Source organism: Bacillus sp. NEAU-242-2 (genome assembly GCF_027853835.1).
In the GTDB taxonomy this organism is placed as follows: Bacteria; Bacillota; Bacilli; order Bacillales; family Bacillaceae; genus Bacillus; species Bacillus velezensis.
In genome coordinates, this window is sequence record NZ_JAPNNY010000001.1 from 477,832 (window position 1) to 499,001 (window position 21,170).

At 46.8% G+C, this 21,170-nt stretch carries 20 protein-coding genes; 5 read left to right on the top strand and 15 right to left on the bottom strand.

Going from position 1 to position 21,170, the window contains the following annotated elements; genetic code table 11:
- Positions 1–111: 111 nt before the first annotated feature.
- Complete coding sequence (locus OWN49_RS01810; protein ID WP_003154477.1) at positions 112–1,152, bottom strand: CAP domain-containing protein; 1,041 nt, start codon at positions 1,150–1,152, stop codon at positions 112–114.
- An 84-nt stretch (positions 1,153–1,236) separates the two neighbouring features.
- Entirely contained in the window at positions 1,237–1,680 is a 444-nt protein-coding gene (locus tag OWN49_RS01815; RefSeq protein WP_003154478.1) for a CBS domain-containing protein, read from the bottom strand.
- Between the two features lie 140 nt (positions 1,681–1,820).
- Between OWN49_RS01815 and OWN49_RS01820 the strand changes: the two genes are divergently transcribed.
- A complete protein-coding gene (locus OWN49_RS01820; RefSeq protein WP_044053184.1) occupies positions 1,821–2,180 on the top strand; it encodes a YugN family protein in 360 nt (119 codons plus the stop codon).
- Between the two features lie 34 nt (positions 2,181–2,214).
- Here OWN49_RS01820 and ctaG read toward each other — a convergent pair whose 3' ends face one another.
- From ctaG to cyoE, 6 genes are all read right to left on the bottom strand, one after another.
- Positions 2,215–3,099, bottom strand: coding sequence for a cytochrome c oxidase assembly factor CtaG (ctaG, locus tag OWN49_RS01825; protein ID WP_003154480.1), 885 nt, complete (start codon positions 3,097–3,099; stop codon positions 2,215–2,217).
- A 24-nt stretch (positions 3,100–3,123) separates the two neighbouring features.
- Positions 3,124–3,456, bottom strand: a complete 333-nt coding sequence (gene ctaF, locus OWN49_RS01830) for a cytochrome c oxidase subunit IVB (RefSeq protein ID WP_015388278.1) — start codon at positions 3,454–3,456, stop codon at positions 3,124–3,126.
- 2 nt (positions 3,457–3,458) lie between these two features.
- A complete protein-coding gene (ctaE, locus tag OWN49_RS01835) occupies positions 3,459–4,082 on the bottom strand; it encodes a cytochrome c oxidase subunit III (RefSeq protein ID WP_003154482.1) in 624 nt (207 codons plus the stop codon).
- A complete protein-coding gene (gene ctaD / locus OWN49_RS01840; protein ID WP_007611227.1) occupies positions 4,082–5,950 on the bottom strand; it encodes a cytochrome c oxidase subunit I in 1,869 nt (622 codons plus the stop codon). The genes ctaE and ctaD overlap by 1 nt, the downstream gene beginning before the upstream one ends.
- Before the next feature lie 31 nt (positions 5,951–5,981).
- The gene (gene coxB / locus OWN49_RS01845) at positions 5,982–7,052 is read right to left on the bottom strand and encodes a cytochrome c oxidase subunit II (RefSeq protein WP_003154484.1); all 1,071 of its coding nucleotides are present in this window, start codon (positions 7,050–7,052) and stop codon (positions 5,982–5,984) included.
- A 217-nt stretch (positions 7,053–7,269) separates the two neighbouring features.
- Positions 7,270–8,187, bottom strand: coding sequence for a heme o synthase (gene cyoE, locus OWN49_RS01850; RefSeq protein WP_003154486.1), 918 nt, complete (start codon positions 8,185–8,187; stop codon positions 7,270–7,272).
- 343 nt (positions 8,188–8,530) lie between these two features.
- Here cyoE and ctaA point away from each other — a divergent pair, with 343 nt between their 5' ends.
- The gene (gene ctaA, locus OWN49_RS01855) at positions 8,531–9,457 is read left to right on the top strand and encodes a heme A synthase CtaA (protein WP_014304955.1); all 927 of its coding nucleotides are present in this window, start codon (positions 8,531–8,533) and stop codon (positions 9,455–9,457) included.
- A gap of 96 nt (positions 9,458–9,553) precedes the next feature.
- Here ctaA and pyc read toward each other — a convergent pair whose 3' ends face one another.
- The 4 genes from pyc to glsA form a co-directional block, all read right to left on the bottom strand.
- Positions 9,554–13,000: a pyruvate carboxylase gene (pyc, locus tag OWN49_RS01860; protein WP_077722170.1), complete on the bottom strand. Its 3,447-nt coding sequence runs from the start codon at positions 12,998–13,000 to the stop codon at positions 9,554–9,556.
- A 75-nt stretch (positions 13,001–13,075) separates the two neighbouring features.
- A complete protein-coding gene (locus OWN49_RS01865; RefSeq protein ID WP_003154492.1) occupies positions 13,076–14,287 on the bottom strand; it encodes an FtsW/RodA/SpoVE family cell cycle protein in 1,212 nt (403 codons plus the stop codon).
- Positions 14,288–14,492: 205 nt separating this feature from the next.
- Entirely contained in the window at positions 14,493–14,774 is a 282-nt protein-coding gene (locus OWN49_RS01870; protein WP_003154494.1) for a YlaN family protein, read from the bottom strand.
- A 107-nt stretch (positions 14,775–14,881) separates the two neighbouring features.
- Positions 14,882–15,811: a glutaminase A gene (gene glsA, locus OWN49_RS01875; RefSeq protein ID WP_003154495.1), complete on the bottom strand. Its 930-nt coding sequence runs from the start codon at positions 15,809–15,811 to the stop codon at positions 14,882–14,884.
- Between the two features lie 104 nt (positions 15,812–15,915).
- Between glsA and OWN49_RS01880 the strand changes: the two genes are divergently transcribed.
- Entirely contained in the window at positions 15,916–16,392 is a 477-nt protein-coding gene (locus OWN49_RS01880) for a peptidyl-prolyl cis-trans isomerase (RefSeq protein ID WP_165409013.1), read from the top strand.
- On the opposite strand, the gene OWN49_RS01885 is transcribed toward OWN49_RS01880, so the two are convergent.
- Complete coding sequence (locus OWN49_RS01885; protein WP_070081776.1) at positions 16,387–17,715, bottom strand: PhoH family protein; 1,329 nt, start codon at positions 17,713–17,715, stop codon at positions 16,387–16,389. The two genes, OWN49_RS01880 and OWN49_RS01885, sit on opposite strands and share 6 nt — an antisense overlap.
- Positions 17,716–17,869: 154 nt before the next feature.
- On the opposite strand from OWN49_RS01885, the gene OWN49_RS01890 reads away from it, so the two are divergent.
- The gene (locus tag OWN49_RS01890; protein ID WP_003154498.1) at positions 17,870–18,493 is read left to right on the top strand and encodes a YhcN/YlaJ family sporulation lipoprotein; all 624 of its coding nucleotides are present in this window, start codon (positions 17,870–17,872) and stop codon (positions 18,491–18,493) included.
- Positions 18,494–18,594: 101 nt separating this feature from the next.
- Positions 18,595–18,804, top strand: a complete 210-nt coding sequence (locus OWN49_RS01895) for a YlaI family protein (protein WP_003154499.1) — start codon at positions 18,595–18,597, stop codon at positions 18,802–18,804.
- A 40-nt stretch (positions 18,805–18,844) separates the two neighbouring features.
- Here the strand turns inward: OWN49_RS01895 and OWN49_RS01900 are convergent, their stop codons facing one another.
- Together OWN49_RS01900 and typA are read right to left on the bottom strand one after the other, a co-directional pair.
- Entirely contained in the window at positions 18,845–19,165 is a 321-nt protein-coding gene (locus OWN49_RS01900) for a YlaH-like family protein (protein ID WP_014304952.1), read from the bottom strand.
- A gap of 56 nt (positions 19,166–19,221) precedes the next feature.
- Positions 19,222–21,060, bottom strand: coding sequence for a translational GTPase TypA (typA, locus tag OWN49_RS01905; RefSeq protein ID WP_003154502.1), 1,839 nt, complete (start codon positions 21,058–21,060; stop codon positions 19,222–19,224).
- Positions 21,061–21,170: the final 110 nt, after the last annotated feature.

Below are 21,170 nucleotides of genomic sequence, written 5' to 3' on the forward strand. Positions count from 1 at the left end.
CCTTAATGTTCGCCTAAATTGCGAAAAAAAGCAGGTATATTTTTTTCAGCAGGAGCGCCGCTCGCGAAAAAACATAAAAAAACCGCGGGGGACGCGCCCCTCTGCGGTTTTTTACTGCCAAGGCTTAATGAAGTTTTGCGTATAATACTTCCGGTCCACGCCGACACCGAGGTGCGTATAATCCGGGCTTAACAGCGCCTTCCTGTGGCCTTCGCTGTTCAGCCAGCCCTCCACGGCTGCAGGACCGTCCACATAGTTGTAGGCAATATTTTCACCGGCCTCCCGGTATTTCACATCGCCTTTTTCCAAGCGGTCCTTCAGAGTCCCGTATTTCTTTGAGACGTGAGAGAAATACTTGTTATCCTTCATGTCCTTGCTGTGGCCGAATGCCACTTTCGCGGCGCCTTCGTCCCATTTCAGCCTTGCCAGTCCGTGTTTCACGCGGATGACATTTGTAATGTCGAGAATCTGCTGTTCACTCGCTCGTTCAATGTCGTTCCATTTTTTATCAGAAACTGGCTCGGGTTCTGTCAGCTTTCCTCTGTACATGACCTCATACGGCCTTTGTTTCACAAGCGTTTCCGCATCAAAAGCCCTGATGCTTGACAAGTTCCCGTCAAATTTGTCCATGTACAGCTGAACATACATTCCGCCTATCTTGACGGTGGGACGGGTATTGATATCTTCTTCGGAAAACTCAAACCGATACGTGTTTCCCTTGTCAGTCACATTGACAAAAGGAGAAACCTGCGTCGTTTTAAAAACTTCGCCCGTCGATTCGCCGATCTTAAACGGTTTTGCGTTGATGCCGCTTCCCGAAGCGTATAAAGTCACGGCTTTATCATTCAAAATACCGACTTGTACGTATTGGTCTTTCCCCTGGTTGTACACCCACCACTCGTAATCGTAGGCAGAAGGATCTTTCCGGGACGGTTCCCCAAGTTTCTTTTTCACATCGGCGGCAGATTTCCCCATGAGAGAAAGCAGTCCGGATGACGGCATTTTCAGCCGTTTTCCGCTCTCTTCTTCATTGGAAACCTGAGGCTCCTCCTGATTGGTCTTTTTCTGAGGAGCCGATCCATATTGTATAAACAGAACATACGCTCCGTAAATAAGCAAAAGGATAACGAGAGCCCTTGCGATATTTTTCAACCTCTCACCCCCATATCATCAAACCGTTCTGTTATTGTTTACTCTTATACAGTACAGCCTATTTGCATCGTCCGTGATTTATGTTTAATGGATAAACCCCTCCGGACCTCCGTCTTCAGAAATGTCAGACAGCGCCCGGCCTGCTTGCTCATTTGATTGCTCGGCCAACGAAAGATCGCCGAGCGTAACAATGCCGACCAGTTTTTTATCCCTTGTGACGGGAATTCTTCTGAGCTGATGTTCAGCCATCAAATGGAGCACCTCCTCCACAGAGGCGTCTTCTTCTGCACTGATAACCCGCTCTGTCATTGCGTCGGTTATTTTTTGAGAGTTCGGCTTTTTTGAAGCAATTCCCCGTAATACGAGATCTCTGTCTGTCACGATCCCGACAAGTGTGGCGCCGTCTTCATCCACTATCGGAATGGCGCCGACATCCGCGTCTTTCATCTTCACCGCAGCTTCATATACATTATCTAATACTGTACAATATTGCAAGTCTGACGTCATGAGCTTATTGATCTTTGTCATTGCGGAATTCCTCCTTTTTTCTGCTACTATTGTCGTCAAATTTTTGTTTTTGCATACTTTCACCGTATGAATCATTGAAAGTGTAACGCTTTCATACTATGATTGTCAGGAAAGGGCATTTTTAAAAGGAGGGGGAAGGTTTGAAGTTTGAAAACAGCGGTCTTGAAGGGGTAACAGCGGAGCTCAGCCGCTTGAATGATCTGATGGAAGGTAAAGGGCTCATTCTGGCTGGACAATGGGATTATGAAAGAGTGACTTACGACAAAAAGTTTTCAGTACCTGAGGGGACATTTTATCTGCGGATTCAAGGAACGGCAAAAGAGGGCGATGTCGGCGGCAGACGGGCCGTGATTCAGCTGAAGGCCCCTCTTTTAGGAAAGCATTATTATCCGCACGGCGTAGAATACGGCAGCGCTGAAGAATTTCCGGAACATGTCATCGCTGAAAGCAAAGCTTTACTGCTTGAATTGGAAGAGTCATTAAAAACAGTGCAAATGTAATAAAAAAGTACAGCATATTCTGCTGTACTTTTTTTTATGAGACGGTATGCTCGATATACGGCGGCTCTGACAGCGTATCTTTTTCCCGTTCCGTTCTGACCCACTGAAAAAAGATGACAGCCAAATATATTCCGTAGACCGCCTCTTGAATGATTTTCATCAGCACTGCCCCAAGCTGCTGATCTTCCAGAGGAGGCAGCGTGTTAAACATCTCCGGTCCGGATAAAGGGATCTCCTCCAGCAAATCTAAAGGAACGCAAAGCTTCATTGCTTCGGCCCAAGCCGCCGGATCTGTATACGTGGCATACATGGGCGCCCCGCTGAACATAATGAGCGCGCAGGCCGGCGTTAACAAAATCCCGTCTGCCATAATATACCCCAGCTTCATTAAACCGCTGAGACGGGGCAGACCGTCCACCTTATGCACAAGCGGCCACCACATAAAAAACGCCGTTACAAAGATGAGTCCGTTCATCAGCGTGTGATACAGCGAATCTGTTTTGACGAAATCAAATATAAACGGGATGTGATACAGCGAAAAAATACCGTTAAACAGCACTAAAGCGATAAGCGGCATTGAAAAAAACGAAAACAGCGGCTTTACGACAGGACGGAAGATCAGTTTTTTCCATGCCCAGCCGGGAATTCCGGAAATCAACAGCGGCGGTACGACTAAAAACAGAACCGCCATCTGCGCCATATGGGCGCTGAACATCACATGGCCCAATAAATCAACCGGACTTCCCGCAGCCGCGTAAAAAAATAGCGCGGAAAGCACAAACAGCACCTTCTCCTTAACGGCCACACGTCCTTTATGCCGGCTGCACCAGTAAAAGTAAACACCTGTTATCACGGCAGTTATACAAAACAGATACGGGCTCCACATTGCGCGAAACCCGAACATTTCCAAATTAATCAAATCTCTCACTCCCCGCCGCCCCGATTACCACCAAATAATCGTGACAAATGCAAGCACGGTGATAAACGCGACAAATATTCCCGAATACAGAAATAATGACGGCGCTTCATGCCCCTTCTGGCTCATATGCATAAAGTAAAACAGCTGAAAGATGACCTGAATGACCGCAAGCAGGATCAGAAACGGCATCGTAAACCATCCGGCAATGCCGTCTGCAGCCACCGTCAAAAACGCGACAAGCGTAAGGCCGATCATCAAGCCGAAGGATATGACCTGATATTTCATTTCCTCGGCATTTTTCCTTCTCCGATATTCGAGATCCGTACTGACAGTCCCTCTGTTTTTGTTATCGTCCATCGTTATCCCACCATCCCCATCAAATATACAACGGTAAAGATAAAGACCCACACGACATCGATAAAATGCCAATATAAGCTGGCCACATAATATTTCGGCGCATTATAAAGGCTGAGCCCTCTTTTCGCATTCCGGATCATGAGCGCGCTGATCCACAACAGCCCGAACGCCACGTGTGCTCCGTGTGTGCCGACGAGCGTGTAAAACGCTGAGCCGAGCGCAGAGCTTGTAATGGTAAAGCCGAATTCGTGAGTGTAATGCATAAATTCATAGATTTCAACCCCTAAAAATCCCGCTCCCAATAATACGGTAACCAGAAGCCACACCTGCATTTTTTTAAAGGAGAAATTTTTCATATGATACATCGCATACACACTCGTTAAGCTGCTCGTCAAAAGAAGCATCGTCGCGATAAACACGATCGGCAGCTCAAACATCTCAGCCGTTGACGGCCCTCCGGCTTTTGATTCCCGTAAAGCAAGGAATGTCGCAAATAGCGAGGCGAACAGAACTGTTTCGCCGCCGAGAAACAGCCAAAATCCCAAAAACTTATTTTTCCCCTCCAGCGTTGCTTTTTCAGGAGAAGCCGGAAAGGTTTCAGCCGTCATTTTTTCCTGCAGCTGCATTACGCCTTCACCCCTTTATCATCATTCGGCAGATCTTCTTTGTGAATATGATAGCCGTAATCATCGACCACAGAGCGAAGCAGCATGGTAAAGAATGTGATGCCGAGCCCTATGAAGATAACCGGAAGCCCCCATGAATAATCGGAGTGGTATAAAAACCCGAACGCTGCGACAAACAGCCCGAAAGATATGATAAACGGCATGATGGAGCCGTTCGGCATATGAATGTCCTCTACAGGCTCTGCAGGCGCCATCCCTTCATTTCCGGCCTGCTTTTCAATCCACAGCGGGTCAAGTCCCCGGACAAACGGAAGCTGTTTAAAATTATATTCCGGCGGCGGCGAAGAGACCGCCCATTCAAGCGTACGACCGTCCAGCCACGGGTCGTTCCCGACGTATTTCCCCTTTATTGAGGTATAAATAATATTGACGACGAGTAAAGCAGCCGCGCCCGCCATGAAAAACGCGCCGATTGAACTGATCAGGTTGCCGGTATCAAGCCCCTGGCCGGGCAGATATGTGTAAACGCGCCGCGGCATTCCCATCAAGCCGAGAAAATGCTGAATGAAGAAGGTAAGATGAAACCCGATAAAAAATAAGACGAACGAAATTTTCCCCATCGTTTCATGAAGCACCTTCCCGAACATTTTCGGCCACCAGAAATGCACGCCCGCCAGGATGCCGAACACAACGCCGCCGATAATGACGTAGTGGAAATGCGCTACGACAAAATACGTATCGTGGAACTGATAATCTGCCGCTGCGGCCGCCAGCATGACACCTGTGACTCCTCCGAGTACGAAAGAGGGAATAAAGGCGACGGCATACAGCATAGGCGTCGTGAATTTGACGTTTCCTCCCCAGATGGTCAAAAGCCAGTTGAAAATTTTAATGCCGGTAGGCACCGCGATCGCCATCGTCGCAACCGCAAATATCGCATTAGCGATCGGTCCGAGTCCCGTCGTAAACATGTGGTGAACCCATACCATGAACCCGAGAAAGCCGATCAGCACGATCGCAAAGACCATAGACGAATAACCGAACAGACGTTTCCTCGCAAATACGGGAATGATTTCTGAAAAAATCCCAAAGGCGGGAAGAATTAAAATGTATACTTCCGGATGCCCGAAAATCCAAAACAGATGCTCCCAGATTATCGTATTGCCGCCCAATTCAGGATTAAAGAAATTCGTTCCGAACAAACGATCCAGCATCATCAGCGCCAAACCGACGGTGAGCGGAGGGAATGCGAATAAAATGAGTGCCGACGCCACAAATGTCGTCCACGTAAACAGCGGCAGTCTCATATACGTCAAACCCGGCGCCCTCATATTAATAATTGTGGCGAGAAAATTGATTCCCGCAATGAGCGTCCCTAAGCCTGATATTTGCAGACCGAGCACGAAAAAGTCTATGCCGTGCCCTTTCGAATTCAGCGCAAGCGACGCGTACGACGTCCAGCCTGCATCAGGAGCGCCCCCTAAAAACCAGCTCAGATTCAAAAAGATGCCTCCGAAGAAAAACAGCCAAAATCCGAGCGCATTCAGAAATGGGAATGATACGTCACGCGCCCCGATCTGAAGCGGCACAACCGCGTTCATCAGCCCGAATAACAGCGGCATCGCTGCCAGGAAGATCATTGTCGTGCCGTGCATCGTCATAATTTCATTAAACTGCTGAGCACCCATAAAATCGTTCCCCGGCCTCAAGAGCTGAATCCTGATAAGCATGGCCTCAAGTCCGCCGACGACGAAGAAAAATCCCCCGGCGATCATATATAAAATCGCGATTTTCTTATGGTCAACCGTCGTCAAATAATCCCAAAGTAAAGAGCTTTTTCTTTGCTGTCCTGTAAGCGTATTCATCATTTGCGACCTCCCCCCTGATATCTCCCTGTCCTCACTTGTTCTCCGCTTTCAGCCCTTTTAAATATTCATACAGCGCATCCGTTTCAGCGTCCGAGAGCTTCGGATAAGTGCCTGTCATTTTATTGCCCGGTTTAATGCTGTCCGGATTTTTCAGCCAGGCTTTTATATTCTCTTTATTCGCATCCTTAATACCGGCCACTTTGACCCGTTCACCGAAGGTAGCGAGGTTCGGAGCCGTTCTTGCCGCTTCAGCCCGTTTATCATTGGGCTCAACCGCATGACAGCTCAGGCAGTTTTTTTCCTTAAACAGCTCTTCTCCTTGCGCGGCTAAACCGGAATCTGTTGTATGCTTATAATTTTTCATCGCTTTCGTCCATTGTTTAAATTCTTTTGACGGCAGCGGTTTCACTTTGAAATCCATCAGCGCATGTGAAGGCCCGCACAGCTCTGCGCATTTCCCGAAGAAATATTCTCCCGCTTCTTTGCTGCGTTTAGAATCGAAGGTCAGAAAGAAAGTATTGTCATTATCCGTATTCGTATCGATTTTTCCCCCGGCTGACGGAATCCAGAAAGAGTGTTTCACATCTGAGGACTTCAGCTTGAAATAGACGCGTTCATCTGTGGGAACGATCAGCTCCTGACTTGTCACAAACCCGTAATCGGGATACTCGAATTCCCACCAGTATAAATTCGCCCTTACATTAATCACGAGCGCATCCTCTGCTTTACGGTTTTTCTTATCCATCGGCGACGTATCCGCCAGTGCCAATGTATCAATGACAACCGGAATGACAAGAATAATCAGAAGCAGGATCGGAATAACGGTCCAGGTGATTTCTAAAAAACGGTTCCCCTCCACCTGTTTCGGTATCGTGTCTTCCCCTATACGCGACCGTCTGAATCTCACAATGACGTAAAAGAAAATAACTGCTACGACCGCAACGACGACAACCATGATAAGTGTGCTGAGCACCGTCAGATCATATTGTTTATCAGCCACTTCGCCGGCAGGCTTGAGTGTGGACAGAAACGGTTTTCCACAGCCGCTCAATAAAAGCGGCACTAAGGCTAATAATGATAAAAGACGCCAACGCTTTAACATTTCACCCAACCCCTTTTTTGAATCAGTACGAGATGCACAAGCAGTAAATCTGCTTCCAGCCGAAATACTTCATTTCCTCATTTCTTAAAATATGAGATTTTTTACTTAAAATTCCATCTATGTATAAAAGCAAAGCCGCCTGATTAAACAAAAGGTCAAGGCGGCGTTTACTAGTTGTCATTGTTTGTTTTGGCGATCAAACAAGCTCATTATTCAATTAAAACAGCGTGAAGACCACCATCGCTACAAAATAAATGGTCATGTAGTTAAGCGAATAGACAAACATAAGGGTTGCCCACTTCATGATGTTTTTCATGCGGAATCCCATCAGTCCGAGAACAAGCCATCCGACATTAAGCAAAGTGCCGAGAATGACGATCGGAAGACCGAGACTGCCGAGGAAAAACGGAAGCGGCAGCAGGCATGCGACCCAGACGATAATCTGTCTTTTCGTCACTTCAAAGCCGTGCACTACCGGAAGCATCGGAATATTCGCTGCTCTGTAATCTTCCGTCTTTTTAATCGCAAGCGCTAAAAAGTGCGGAATCTGCCAGATGAATAAAATCATGAATAAAACCCACGCGACAACACCAATGTGCCCTTCAACCGCTGTCCAGCCGATTAACGGCGGCACGGCGCCTGATACACTTCCGACAACCGTATTAATCGTATAACGGCGTTTCGTCCACATTGTATAAAGAACAACGTACGTAAACACGCCGATAAAACCGATGACTGCTGCCATCACGGTGGTCATCAAAAGCATGATAAGTCCTAAAGCAATGAGTAAAATTCCTGACCACAGCGCTTGATTCGGCTGAATCTTTCCGGTTACCGTCGGTCTTACTTTCGTGCGTTCCATTAAATGATCAATATCACGGTCGTAATAGTTGTTAACCGCACAAGAACCGGCGATGATCAAAGAAGATCCTATTAATGTAAGAAGCACGGTGTTTAAATTGCCTAAAAAACTCAGACCGGATATATGTAACGCAAGCCACATGCCGGTAAAAGTCGTAATTAAATTCGAATTGACGATTCCTATTTTGATAAGCGAAAGGAAATCCTTCCATGCCGTCGTCTCTTCAATCTGTCCGTCTATAGCTGTATCGTTTAAAATTCTGGAATTAGCCATAACGTAAACCTCCCTTACAAACCTAAAGCAGGTTTTTTAAGACCTGCAACTCTATCATACAAGATAATGACCTGTAAAAAAACATCCTCTTAAATATTAAACGAGAAACAGGAATTTATTTGTGAACTTTTTATGAATTTTACCAAATCCGCCGGTTTCATAATAAAGCGGTTACTTTATTTCTATCAGACCCATCTGGAATAATCAACCCCATTATCTAAGAAGTCCTGATTCTATTATATTTTTGTGAACAAACAGAATTGAGAATTGCCACAAAACACATATTCGCTTACACTTGGTACGTATATCATTTTGTCCAGTTTGTTAAGAAGGTGAATGTAAAATGAATAAAGCTTTGAAAGCGCTCGGTGTGCTGACGACGTTCGTTATGCTCGTCGTGCTGATCGGCGGCGCTCTTGTCACAAAAACAGGATCGGGTCTCGGATGCGGAAGGCAGTGGCCGCTTTGCCACGGCCGGTTTTTCCCGGAGCTTAACGCCGCTTCTATCATTGAATGGAGCCACAGACTCGCAAGCGGTGTCTCAATCGTTCTCGTGCTGAGTCTCGCTTTTTGGGCATGGAGAAAAGTCACGCCTGTTTTCCGTGAAACAACCTTTCTCGCCATTATGTCCATTATCTTTTTATTTTTACAGGCGCTTCTCGGCGCATTAGCGGTTGTTTTCGGATCAAATGCGCTCGTTATGGCGCTTCATTTCGGCATATCGCTGATTTCTTTCGCTTCTGTTCTGATTTTGACGCTGCTCATATTTGAAGCTGATAAATCAGACAAAAAGCTCGTCAAGCCGCTCAGAATCGGCAGGAAAATGCAGTTTCATATGATCGGCCTTTCGATTTACACGTATATCGTCGTTTATACGGGGGCTTACGTCCGCCATACGAAATCAAGCCTTGCCTGTCCTGACGTTCCGCTTTGCAGCAGGCTGAACCACGGGTTTCCGTCTCATTTTCAGGAGTGGGTGCAGATGGGCCACAGAACGGCAGCGCTGCTTCTGTTCGTATGGATTCTTGTCGCTTTTGCGCATGCGGTGCGCTCCTACAAAGACCAAAAACAGATTCTTGGGGGCTGGATAGCGGCTCTTGCCTTTGTTGTATTACAGGCGCTCTCCGGAATCATGGTTGTTTATTCAGAAATGGCCACCGGCTTTGCACTTGCCCATTCGCTCTTTATTGCCGGTCTGTTCGGCGTCTTATGCTATTTCTTATTATTAATCGCCCGCTTCCGCTATGAATCAAAACAGCGGAACATCTGAGGCACACGAAAAGGCCGAAGCATCAGAGCTTCGGCCTTTTTACATATAAAAAACCTGATCGCACACGGGGCGGATCAGGTTTTTTATGTTCATTTTTTACGCTTTTTCAATTTCGATCAGTAAATCGCCTGTCTGAATCGGTTCACCGTTTTTCACATGAATCTGCTGTATCGTCCCGGAGAACGGCGCCTGTACCGTCGTCTCCATTTTCATCGCTTCATTAATCATCAGATGATCGCCTTTATTCACCTTTGCCCCGGTTTCCGTTAACAATTTAATGACTGTTCCCGGCATAGATGCCGCAATGTGGCTTGGGTTTGTCCGATCTGCTTTTAATTTTTCCTGCACGGACGATTTAATGCTTTCATCTTTAATGACCACCTCGCGCGGCTGGCCGTTCAATTCGAAATAAACGACACGTGTTGCATCTGGCTGCGGTTCACCGATAGATACAAGCTTCACGATCAGCGTTTTTCCGCGCTCGATTTCCACTTCGATTTCTTCACCGAGTGTCATGCCGTAGAAGAAAGTCGGTGTGTCCAATACGGAAATATCACCGAAGCGTTCAGCCGTTTTAACATATTCAGTAAACACCTTCGGATAAAGAGCATACGCGATTGCGTCCTGATCACTCAATTCCATCTGATGCGTTTCTTTCCATTCTTCTTTAATGCCTTCAAAAGATACCGGTTCAAGCAGCTCCCCCGGTCTTACCGTGATCGGCGTCTGTCCTTTCAGAACGAGCTTTTGCAGTTTTTCCGGAAATCCGCCGTGCGGCTGGCCGATCTGCCCTTTAAAGAGCTCAACGACTGAATCCGGAAAATCAAGCGTTTCGCCTTTATCATAAACATCTTGTTCTGTTAAATTGTTTTGCACCATGTAAAGCGCCATATCTCCGACGACTTTGGAAGAAGGTGTTACTTTCACGACGTCGCCGAACATGCGGTTGACGACGCTGTACATGTCTTTCACCTCATTCCAGCGATCGCCCAGGCCGACTCCTTTTGCCTGCTGCTGCAGATTGCTGTACTGGCCGCCCGGCATTTCATGATTATAAATCTCAGTATGCGGAGACTTCATCCCGCTTTCAAATTCACTGTAATACTGACGGACGGATTCCCAATATTGTGACAGTCTTTCCACCTGCCGGACATCCATTTCAGGACGGCGGCTGTTTCCTTCAAGCGCATGATAAAATCCGCTTGCGCTCGGCTGTGAAGTCAGACCCGCCATTGAGCTGACGGCGACATCCACGATGTCCACACCCGCTTCAACAGCTTTGGCATAGAGAAAGACGCCATTGCCGCTCGTATCATGCGTGTGAAGATGAACGGGAATATCAATCGTTTCCTTCAGCGCTGAGACAAGTTCGTATGCGGCTTGAGGTTTCAAAAGACCGGCCATGTCTTTAATGCCGAGAATGTGCGCACCAGACGCCTCAAGCTCTTTCGCCATAGAAAGATAATATTGCAAATCATATTTCGTCCGGGTCTTATCAAGAATATCTCCCGTGTAACAAATCGCAGCCTCCGCCACTTTTCCGGTTTCACGGACGGCATCGATCGCCAGCGTCATCCCTTTTACCCAGTTCAGGCTGTCAAAGATCCGGAATACGTCAATACCGGACTCCGCTGACTGCCGGACAAATTTTTGGATGACATTGTCGGGATAGTTTGTATAACCGACGGCATTTGATGAACGAAGGAGCATCTGGAACAATGTGTTCGGCACTTCCTTACGGAGATCTTCAAGGCGTTTCCAAGGGTCTTCTTTTAAGAAACGGTACGCTACATCAAATGTCGCGCCTCCCCACATTTCAAGGCTGAACAGTTCAGGCCACAGGGCAGCCGTAGGATTCGCGATTTTTTTCAAATCATTGGATCTGATCCGTGTTGCGAGCAGGGACTGATGGGCATCCCTGAACGTTGTATCGGTCAGTAGCACGGATTTTTGCTCTTTCACCCAGTCTGCAAGCCCCTCGGCGCCTCTTTCACCAAGGATCTGTTTCGTACCGCTTGCCGGCTTTTCCCCGATATCTAACGTAACGGTCTGAGGCTTATCAAATGCAGGTTTTTCTTTTTTCCCGATTCCCGGAAAACCGTTCACCGTGACATTTCCGATATAGGAAAGCATTTTTGTTCCGCGGTCCTTCTGTTTTGGGAAAACAAACAGCTCAGGCGTTGTGTCGATAAACGATGTGTCGTATTGGCCCGTCAGAAATTTTTCATGCTTTGCCACGTTTTCAAGAAACGGAATATTGGTCTTAATGCCTCTGATCCTGAATTCCTGCAGGTTGCGGACCATTTTCGCTGATGCCTGTTCAAACGTCAGCGCCCATGTCGACAGCTTGACGAGCAGTGAATCATAATAAGGCGTGATGACGGCGCCCTGGAAGCTGTTTCCCGTATCAAGGCGGACGCCGAAACCGCCGCCTGAGCGGTAAGCCATAATTTTACCCGTGTCAGGCATAAAGTCATTCAGCGGATCTTCAGTGGTCACACGTGATTGTATCGCATACCCGTTTGTAAAAATGTCTTTCTGCTCTGGGATATTGACGGCACGGCTGTGCAGTCCGTGGCCCTGCGCAACGAGAATCTGCGTCTGAACGATATCAACCCCCGTTATCATTTCCGTAATCGTATGCTCCACTTGTACGCGCGGGTTCACTTCAATAAAGTAAAATTCACCGCCCGCTACGAGAAATTCCACGGTCCCCGCATTGATATAGCCGACATTTTTCGCAAGCGCCACAGCCGCTTCACAGATTTCGTCCCTTAATTCAGGCTGCAAAGATACACTCGGCGCCACCTCAATGACCTTTTGATGGCGTCTCTGAACGGAACAGTCCCGCTCATACAGATGGACGACATTGCCTTCTTTATCTCCGATCACCTGAACTTCAATATGCTTAGGATTTTCGATCAGTTTTTCAACATACACTTCATCGTTTCCGAATGCGGCTTTCGCTTCTGATTTGGCCCGCTCAAACGATTCTTTCAATTCGCTTTCGCTTCGGACGATTCTCATTCCGCGGCCTCCGCCTCCGAGCGATGCTTTAATAATAAACGGAAATCCGTGGACTTTTGCGAATTGTTCGACATCTTTTATTGTTTCAGCCGGTCCGTCACTCCCCGGAATAACGGGGATACCGGCTTTTTCCGCCTGCTCCCTCGCCTTTACCTTATCTCCGAACATATCCAAATGCGCTGACGTCGGTCCGATAAATACGATGCCCTCTTCTTCACAGCGTCTCGCAAATTGGATATTTTCAGAGAGAAATCCGTAGCCCGGATGAATGGCATCAACGCCGTTTCTTTTTGCGATCTCAATAATCCCTTCAATATCAAGATACGCGTCAATCGGTTTTTTGCCTTCCCCTACAAGATAAGCTTCATCCGCTTTATAGCGATGATAGGAGCCCGAATCTTCTTTTGAATAAACGGCTACCGTTCTGATGTTCAATTCTGTGCACGCCCGGAAAATCCGGATCGCAATTTCTCCCCTGTTTGCTACTAACACTTTTTGGATGGATTGTTGTGACAAACTTTTCTCCCCCTTGGCCTAATAAATATGTAGTTTATAATAAAGGAATATCCGCCCTGTGTATACACTTGTTTTTTAGAGATACACAGATTTTTCCGTCTGCCGTCTTTTTACCCCCTTAGACGGAACGGGCTCCCTCTTTTTCTTCTTTTCTGAGTACTTGACATGCATGCTGACATTCACCAATATACCGGCGCTCGTTAATAACAAAAACATTGATGATCCCCCGTAGCTGATAAACGGCAGCGGAACACCTGTGATCGGAATTAAACCGCTGACACCGCCGAGATTGATAAAGGTCTGAATCGCAATCATGCTGGATATCCCGATTGCCAAAAGGCTTCCGAACGGATCTTCACATTTTCTCGCAATATAAAAACCTTTTAACACGACAAAAGCCAGCAGCACAATGACAAACAGGACGCCGAAAATGCCGAGCTCCTCTGAAATAACCGCCATAATAAAGTCTGTATGCGATTCAGGCAGATAACCGTATTTTTGAATGCTTTCTCCAAGACCGAGACCGAAAAAACCGCCTGAGCCGATTGCATAATACGAATTTATAATCTGCAGGCCTGATGTGCTGGCGTATTTAAATGGATTTTCAAGGCTTTCAAACCGGCTCATACGCCCGGGTGTCAAAATATCGTCCCATTTCAGATAGATGATCGGGCTGACAAGGAGTAATACGATTCCCGCCATGAGAACCAGCCTGAGCAGGGTCCTTCCGCTGAATCCCGAACACATAATGACGCAAAACGCGATCAGACCGATAATCATCGCCGTTCCGAAGTCGGGCTGAATAGCGATAAGCGCACAAATGACTACGGTGACGATCACCGGCGGCGCAACCCCCGTCAAAAGCTGATCGATGTAGCTTTGTTTCTTTGCGTACACTGCGGCAAGATACAGTATCAGGGTCAGCTTGACAAATTCCCCCGGCTGAATGGCCATTCCGCCGATTTTAAACCAGCTTTGCGCATTTCCGGCAACATGTCCGAAAACAAACAGCGCGCAAAGCGCAGCCACTGACGCAAGCAGTATGATTTTCTGAATCTTTTGATGGGCGAACACTTTGTACGGAAAAACGGCCGCGATAATAAACAGCACAAACCCCGCGATGACGGCGAACAGCTGCCGTTTAAAGAAATAGTCGCTGCTCACGCCGTAACGCATAACGGCGGTAATCATGCTTGAGCTGTATACCATTACCAACCCGAAACTGCACAGCAGAATGATAGCGCATATCAATGAATAATCGTAAGATTTTAACATTCTTTTAAACATAACATCCTCTTTCCTGCTTAAAGCTTACGTTTAATACCTATTGCGTATTATATTTTACTATAATTCATAAACAATTTACGCAGTTTCTTTATAGTTTTTCGGATGAAATGCAGATTAAGAGACCGTCTTACGAAAAGAAGATGCAAAAAAAACGGTTTACGGTTATAAAAAAACCCAAACCGTTGAATAGTTTGAGTTTGATCATTTATTTTCCTGTAAACGCGTCATGCAAAGCAGACAGTTCTCTTTCAAGTCTGTCCAGCAGCTCTTTGCCGTCGTTTTCGTCAACTAATCCCAGGCGGACAGCAAAATCGATTTCCCTCGACAGTCCGAACATCTGAGTATCCAAGACCTCTTCATACAGAGGACATTGAGGCATCGTTAAGTTATCCATTTGTACTCGGATCAGCTTCAAAATCTTCTCAGCATCTAACTTCAACAGCTCGAATGCTTTCTGCTGATGGTCAACTATAATCTCTGAAGCCAAAAGTATCCCTCCGTTCCCCAGGCGAGTACCTAATTCTTCTATTTATCATAAAGGGTATCAGATGAAATTGCAAGAGGATTTAAGCAGATGTTATGATAAAAAATGTTTCAAAAAATACTCAGCCTGTATTTCTCAGACATGATTTCCAAAAGCTTCACACCCGCGATGCTGTTGCCTTTTTCATCAAGCGCCGGGCCGAATATACCGATTCCGAAGTTGTACGGCGAAATGCCCATGATTCCTCCCGAAACGCCGCTTTTAGCGGGAATGCCGACCTTTATTGCGAATTCCCCGCTCGCATTGTACATGCCGCATGTCACCATAAACGTCTTGCAGATTCTCGCCACATCTTTTTTAATGACCTGCTCCCCGGTTTCCGGATGCTTCCCGTCAAGGGCGAATACACAGCCGATTTTGGCTAAATCCAGACTGCTCATCTTAATCGCGCACTGTTTTGTATACAAATCCATGACCTCTTCAACATCGCCTTTAAAAATGTCATACTGCTTCATGTAATAACACATGGCCCGATTAATCATGGAAGATTTGAATTCCGATTCCGCGACATGTCTGCAATATGTAATGTCCTGATTGTTCGCAAGTCTTCTGATGAATCCGAGCAGGTAATCCAGGCGGTCTTTCGGCGAATGCCCTTTAATTAAACCCGTAACGATGAGAGCTCCCGCATTAATCATCGGATTTAAAGGCTTGCCCGGATTCACTGTTTCAAGCTTAATCATGGAATTAAACGGGTCGCCGGTCGGCTCCTGACCCACGCAGCTGAACACCTTTTCCTTTCCGTAATCCATCAGTACGAGCGCCAGAGAAAGCACTTTCGAAATGCTCTGCAGCGTAAATGTCCGGTCGGCGTCTCCTGCCGTCAGACATGTATTTTCCGCATGATAAATCGTGACCGAAAGGCTGTCTTGTTCGGATTCAGCAAGAGCCGGAATATAGTCTGCCACTTTGCCTTCTTCGGTCCTTTTTTTCGCTTCCTGAACTAATGCGTCCAGCTCTTGGTAATGCCGGCATACCATGTCGATCATCCTCACTTCGCTGCCGTTGTATACATCTAAGTTTGCGACGCAAAGTGACAATTCATGCGAAAACTTTTATACTTTAAGTAAAGGGGGGCTTCAACATGAGCGTTATTCAAGTAAAAGGCAATGTTACATACCCGATTACAATTGATCCGAGTGTCTGGATTTTCGATGACCGCAAGTTTCCGTTTGAAAACAATCAGCCCGTTCATCCGGACGGCTCTGCAGAAACCCAGGAGCATACACTTGATCCGGAACGGGTGATCAGAGAAGGGCGCATTTCGCCGCCGACTTTAAAAAGCGAAAAACGTTATGAAAAAGAAAGACTGATGAACGGCAGCTTCGCCATGAAGCTCGGCGCTGTTTTAGCAAATGCCGAGCCGAAAGAAAGCGCTGTCCTGTGCGCATTTATTTCAAAATCAGAAAGAATCGAAGTGCCGCTTGAAAAGGCGATGGACGCAATCGCGCATTTCAGCGATGCGGGGAAACCGCTTCAAGACGGCGGCCCGGTCCATTTTTACGTGGACGGAGACTTTGAAAAACCGATAACGGGCGTCACAGAAATCGAAGTTTTATAACAAATCGGCGGCAAGCTGTGCAAGGCCGGATCTCTCACCTTTCACAAGCTTCACGCTGCCGGAGACGGTTTGTCCTTTAAACCGCTCTACAACATAAGCAAGTCCGTTGTTTAAACTGTCTAAGTATGGGTGATCTATTTGCTCCGGATCGCCCATCAGGACAATTTTGCTGCCCTCTCCCACCCTTGTCAAAAGCGTTTTGACCTCGTGCCTCGTCAGATTCTGAGCCTCATCAATAATAATAAACTGATCCGGAATGCTTCTTCCCCGAATGTATGTCAGCGCCTCCACCTGAATCGATCCGATTCCTGCCAAAATCGCTTCAAGTTCACCCGGCTTTTTCGCATTGAATAAAAATTCAAGATTATCAAAGATCGGCTGCATCCACGGCTTGAGCTTTTCCTCTTTTTCGCCCGGCAAATATCCGATATCCTTTCCCACCGGGACGATGGGACGCGCGACGATCAGCTTTTTATAAATACCGAGATCCTCCGTCTGCAGAAGCCCTGCCGCGAGAGCAAGCAAGGTTTTTCCCGTTCCCGCTTTTCCGATCAGGGTGACAAGCGGGATATCTTCCCTCAGCAGGAGTTCGAGCGCCATTGTCTGCTGGACGTTCTTCGGCCTGATACCCCATACGTGCTCATCATCGAAAACGAGTCTTTTTACGGTCTCTCCTTTCTTATCCGCCATGCCGACCGCAGACGAAGATCCTCCTAATTCATCTTTCATCAGCACAAATTGATTCGGATAAACCTGATGCTGCTGAAGCTCCTTGACTGGAATTTGTTTGTTTTTATAAAACGAGGCAAACCGCTCTTTATTCATAAATATATCTTTGTACCCGCTATATATTTCATCATGGTCAACGACTCTGTCGTTTAAAAAGTCCTCCGCCAAAAGCCCGATGGCATCCGCCTTTACCCTGACAAGCACATCTTTGCTGACCAGGATGACGAGGCGGCCGTTTTCTTTCGTTTCCTCCTCAAGGCTTAAATTTTTTGCCACCGCCAAAATGCGGTTATCATTCGTTTTTTCGATAAAAATTTCTTGGAGCTGATGAAATGACCGGTGGTTCAGTTCAATTCTGAGCGTTCCTCCGTTTTCAAGCGGAACTTTCTCGTGCAGCCTTCCTTTCTCCCTGAGCCCGTCTATCAGCTTAGATACGTGCCTCGCATTTCTCCCGACCTCGTCCATATACCGCTTTTTTGAATCGACCTCTTCCAGCACGACGGCGGGGATGACAACTTCGTTTTCTTCAAAGGAAAAAATGGCGTTAGGATCCTGCAAAAGTACATTCGTATCTAACACATAAATTTTACTCAAGTCTCAGCCTCCTGAAATAAGGATCAAAGCCCATCGTGTGCTTCTCTTTCCGCGAAAAACGGGGATGCCTGCTAAAATATATGATTTGGTGAATAAAGATAGAAGGTTAATTCAACAATAAAATAAATGAAAGCATTCAAGGAGGGAATCTGACGTGCGAATTCTTTTCATTATCATACAAGCCTTGTTTATCCTGACCGGCTGCACTGCTGTACAGGACGGCCGCGGCCGCAATATTCAGAACGAATCAACCGATCAGCGTGATGCAAAACCGATTCATGTAAAAAATACGGCTCCTGAGACAGCTGAAAATCCCGGCCGGACAGACATCGCTAAGCATCTCGTCGAGGTAACCGAAAAAATCCCCGGCATTTCAGATGCCACCGCGGTAGTACTCGGAAGATACTCCGTTGTCGGAATCGATGTGGATGACAATTTAGAAAGAAGCAAGGTGGAGAGCATTAAATACACGGTTGCCCAGGCGTTAAAAAACGATCCTTACGGCGCCAATGCCGTTGTCGTGGCTGATCCTGATACGGTTTCCCGTCTGAGAGGCATGGGCAGCGACATTAAAGCCGGCCGCCCCGTTTCAGGCATTTTGGACGAACTTGCCGCCATCGTCGGTCGTGTCATGCCGGAAGTCCCGAATGATGTGACCGACAATGAAAAAGAATCACCGACTCAATCGAATGATGATCAGCTGAACCAAAGAGACCAGAACAAGCTGCAGAACGAACAGAACGATCAATCGGATCATCATATGAAAAACCGCCAGTAAAAAGCAGCGCCCGCTCCAAAAGAAGGGCGCTGCTTTCTTTCCCTTTGGCAGGAGGGGCATCCATGATATAATGCTTGTCATAGTGAAAGAGGTGAAAATCAATGAGAGTAAAATGTTCCATTTGCGACAAAATCGAACAAATTGATGATGAAACACTGACAGCCAAACGCCTCCGCAATCGTCCGATTCATACATATATGTGCCGGGAATGCCATGACCGAATCAAAATCAAAACGGAGGCGCGGCTGAATACCGGACACTTTTCCTTTCATCCTGGACAAAAAGCGAAAAAAGATAAACTGAAAAAATAAACAGAATAAAAAATGACCCGCCGGAAGGCAAGGTCATTTTTTATTGCGGTTTAGCTGACTGGCTTTTTTTGGACTGGTGCAGACGGATTTTGTAAATGATCAAAATCAAGGCGGCAACAACAAGCCCTTCTCCGACCGGCAAAAACACACCGAAAAAAGTCAGCACGGTGCAGCCGAGCACGAGAAAGAGATAAACTGCCGCAGCCTTCAAAACCGGCAGCCGTTTGGCAAAGCCGAGTTTAAATACAATCACCGAAAGCACGACGATCGTTCCGTATAACAGCCACATTCCCGCCAGCGGATGCTCATCCACTTGGTAAAGAGCCGCAAAGAACGACAGCCGTTCACTTACTTCATTCAAAAAGATCCCCCTCCCCTTTTCCGTTCGGGTTCTACCTTTTCAAATTCTGCAAGTGATTAAGACATTCCTGCTGTTTTTTTCTTTTTCGCCGCTTTTTCACGTTCGTTTTTATTCAGGATTTTCTTTCTTAAACGGATGGATTCCGGCGTTACTTCGCAGTATTCATCCTCGTTTAAGTACTCGAGTGATTCTTCAAGCGACATAATGCGCGCTTTCTTAATCGTAGTCGTTTGATCCTTCGTAGCGGAACGTACGTTTGTCTGCTGTTTCATTTTGCTGACATTGACAACAAGGTCATTGTCACGGTTATGTTCGCCGACAATCATGCCTTCATACACTTCTGTTCCGGGCTCAACGAAGATGACGCCGCGGTCTTCAATACCTTGAATTCCGTAAGATGTCGCTTTTCCGTTTTCCATGGAAACGAGCACACCCTGACGTCGGCCTCCGACTTGGCCTTTTTGCATCGGCTGATAGCTGTCAAACGTGTGGTTCAGGATACCGAAACCGCGTGTCAGTGACAGAAACTCAGTAGAATAGCCGATGAGTCCGCGTGAAGGTACGGTAAAGATCAGGCGGACCTGGCCGTTTCCGTTATTAATCATATCAAGCATTTCGCCTTTTCTCGCACCCATTGATTCCATAACAGAACCAGTATGCTCTTCAGGCACGTCAATCTGCACGCGCTCAACAGGCTCGCAGCTGACGCCGTCAATTTCCTTAATGATAACTTCAGGTTTAGACACTTGAAGCTCATAGCCTTCACGGCGCATGTTTTCAATTAAAATGGACAGGTGAAGCTCACCGCGTCCTGAAACAACCCATGCGTCTGGTGATGCAGTCGGTTCGACACGAAGACTGACGTCAGTTTGAAGCTGCGCATTCAGACGCTCTTCAATTTTGCGGGCTGTGACATATTTGCCTTCACGGCCTGCAAACGGGCTGTTGTTTACGACAAATGTCATTTGAAGCGTAGGCTCATCAATGCGCAGAACCGGCAGCGGCTCATGGTGGTCAGCCGGACAAACCGTTTCACCGACGTTGATGTCTTCCATGCCCGAAACGGCAACAAGGTCTCCCGCTCTCGCTTCTTCAATTTCCACGCGTTTCAATCCTTGGAAACCGAAGATTTTCGTTACACGGAATGATTTAACCGTTCCGTCAAGTTTCATCAATGAAACCTGCTGACCCACTTTCATCGTGCCGCGGAAAACGCGTCCGATACCGATACGGCCGACATAATCATTGTAATCAAGCAGCGCCACTTGGAATTGAAGAGGCTCTTCGGCGTTATCTACCGGGGCAGGGACATGTTCAAGAATCGTTTCATACAGTGATTCCATGTTTTCGTCCTGCTTTTTCGGATCCAGACTTGCCGTTCCGTTAATCGCAGAAGCGTAGACGACAGGGAACTCAAGCTGTTCTTCGTTTGCGTCAAGCTCGATGAACAAATCAAGCACTTCATCAATGACTTCTTCCGGGCGGGCGAAATCACGGTCGATTTTGTTTACGACGACAACCGGATTTAAGTTCTGCTCAAGGGCTTTTTTCAGTACGAAACGGGTTTGCGGCATGCAGCCTTCATATGCGTCAACGACTAACAGAACGCCGTCAACCATTTTCATAATCCGTTCTACCTCTCCGCCGAAGTCGGCGTGTCCCGGAGTGTCCAAAATATTAATGCGTGTATCTTTATAGTTAATCGCAGTATTTTTCGCAAGAATTGTAATACCGCGTTCACGTTCAAGATCGTTTGAATCCATTGCGCGTTCGGCAATATTTTCGTTGGCACGGAATGTTCCGGCTTGGTGAAGCAATTGGTCTACCAAAGTCGTTTTCCCATGGTCAACGTGGGCAATAATCGCGATGTTGCGAAGATCGTTTCGAAGTTTCACATTTTCATCTCCTAAAAAAATTAGATAACTTTCATATTATACCACACATCCTCTTTAAAAGCGTTACGTTTTTCTGTAAACTGAAAGTATGACGTTAAAGGGGATGGAAA

What these genes read in the sequence shown, in the direction of transcription:
- OWN49_RS01815 (WP_003154478.1), bottom strand. Translation starts at nt 1,680, where the DNA reads ATGACAAAGATCAATAAGCTCATGACGTCAGACTTGCAATATTGTACA.
- glsA (WP_003154495.1), bottom strand. Translation starts at nt 15,811, where the DNA reads ATGGTATGCCGGCATTACCAAGAGCTGGACGCATTAGTTCAGGAAGCG.
- ctaE (WP_003154482.1), bottom strand. Translation starts at nt 4,082, where the DNA reads ATGCAGCTGCAGGAAAAAATGACGGCTGAAACCTTTCCGGCTTCTCCT.
- cyoE (WP_003154486.1), bottom strand. Translation starts at nt 8,187, where the DNA reads ATGGCTAATTCCAGAATTTTAAACGATACAGCTATAGACGGACAGATT.
- coxB (WP_003154484.1), bottom strand. Translation starts at nt 7,052, where the DNA reads ATGTTAAAGCGTTGGCGTCTTTTATCATTATTAGCCTTAGTGCCGCTT.
- OWN49_RS01880 (WP_165409013.1), top strand. Translation starts at nt 15,916, where the DNA reads ATGAGCGTTATTCAAGTAAAAGGCAATGTTACATACCCGATTACAATT.
- ctaA (WP_014304955.1), top strand. Translation starts at nt 8,531, where the DNA reads ATGAATAAAGCTTTGAAAGCGCTCGGTGTGCTGACGACGTTCGTTATG.
- OWN49_RS01865 (WP_003154492.1), bottom strand. Translation starts at nt 14,287, where the DNA reads ATGTTTAAAAGAATGTTAAAATCTTACGATTATTCATTGATATGCGCT.
- ctaF (WP_015388278.1), bottom strand. Translation starts at nt 3,456, where the DNA reads ATGGACGATAACAAAAACAGAGGGACTGTCAGTACGGATCTCGAATAT.
- OWN49_RS01895 (WP_003154499.1), top strand. Translation starts at nt 18,595, where the DNA reads ATGAGAGTAAAATGTTCCATTTGCGACAAAATCGAACAAATTGATGAT.
- ctaD (WP_007611227.1), bottom strand. Translation starts at nt 5,950, where the DNA reads ATGATGAATACGCTTACAGGACAGCAAAGAAAAAGCTCTTTACTTTGG.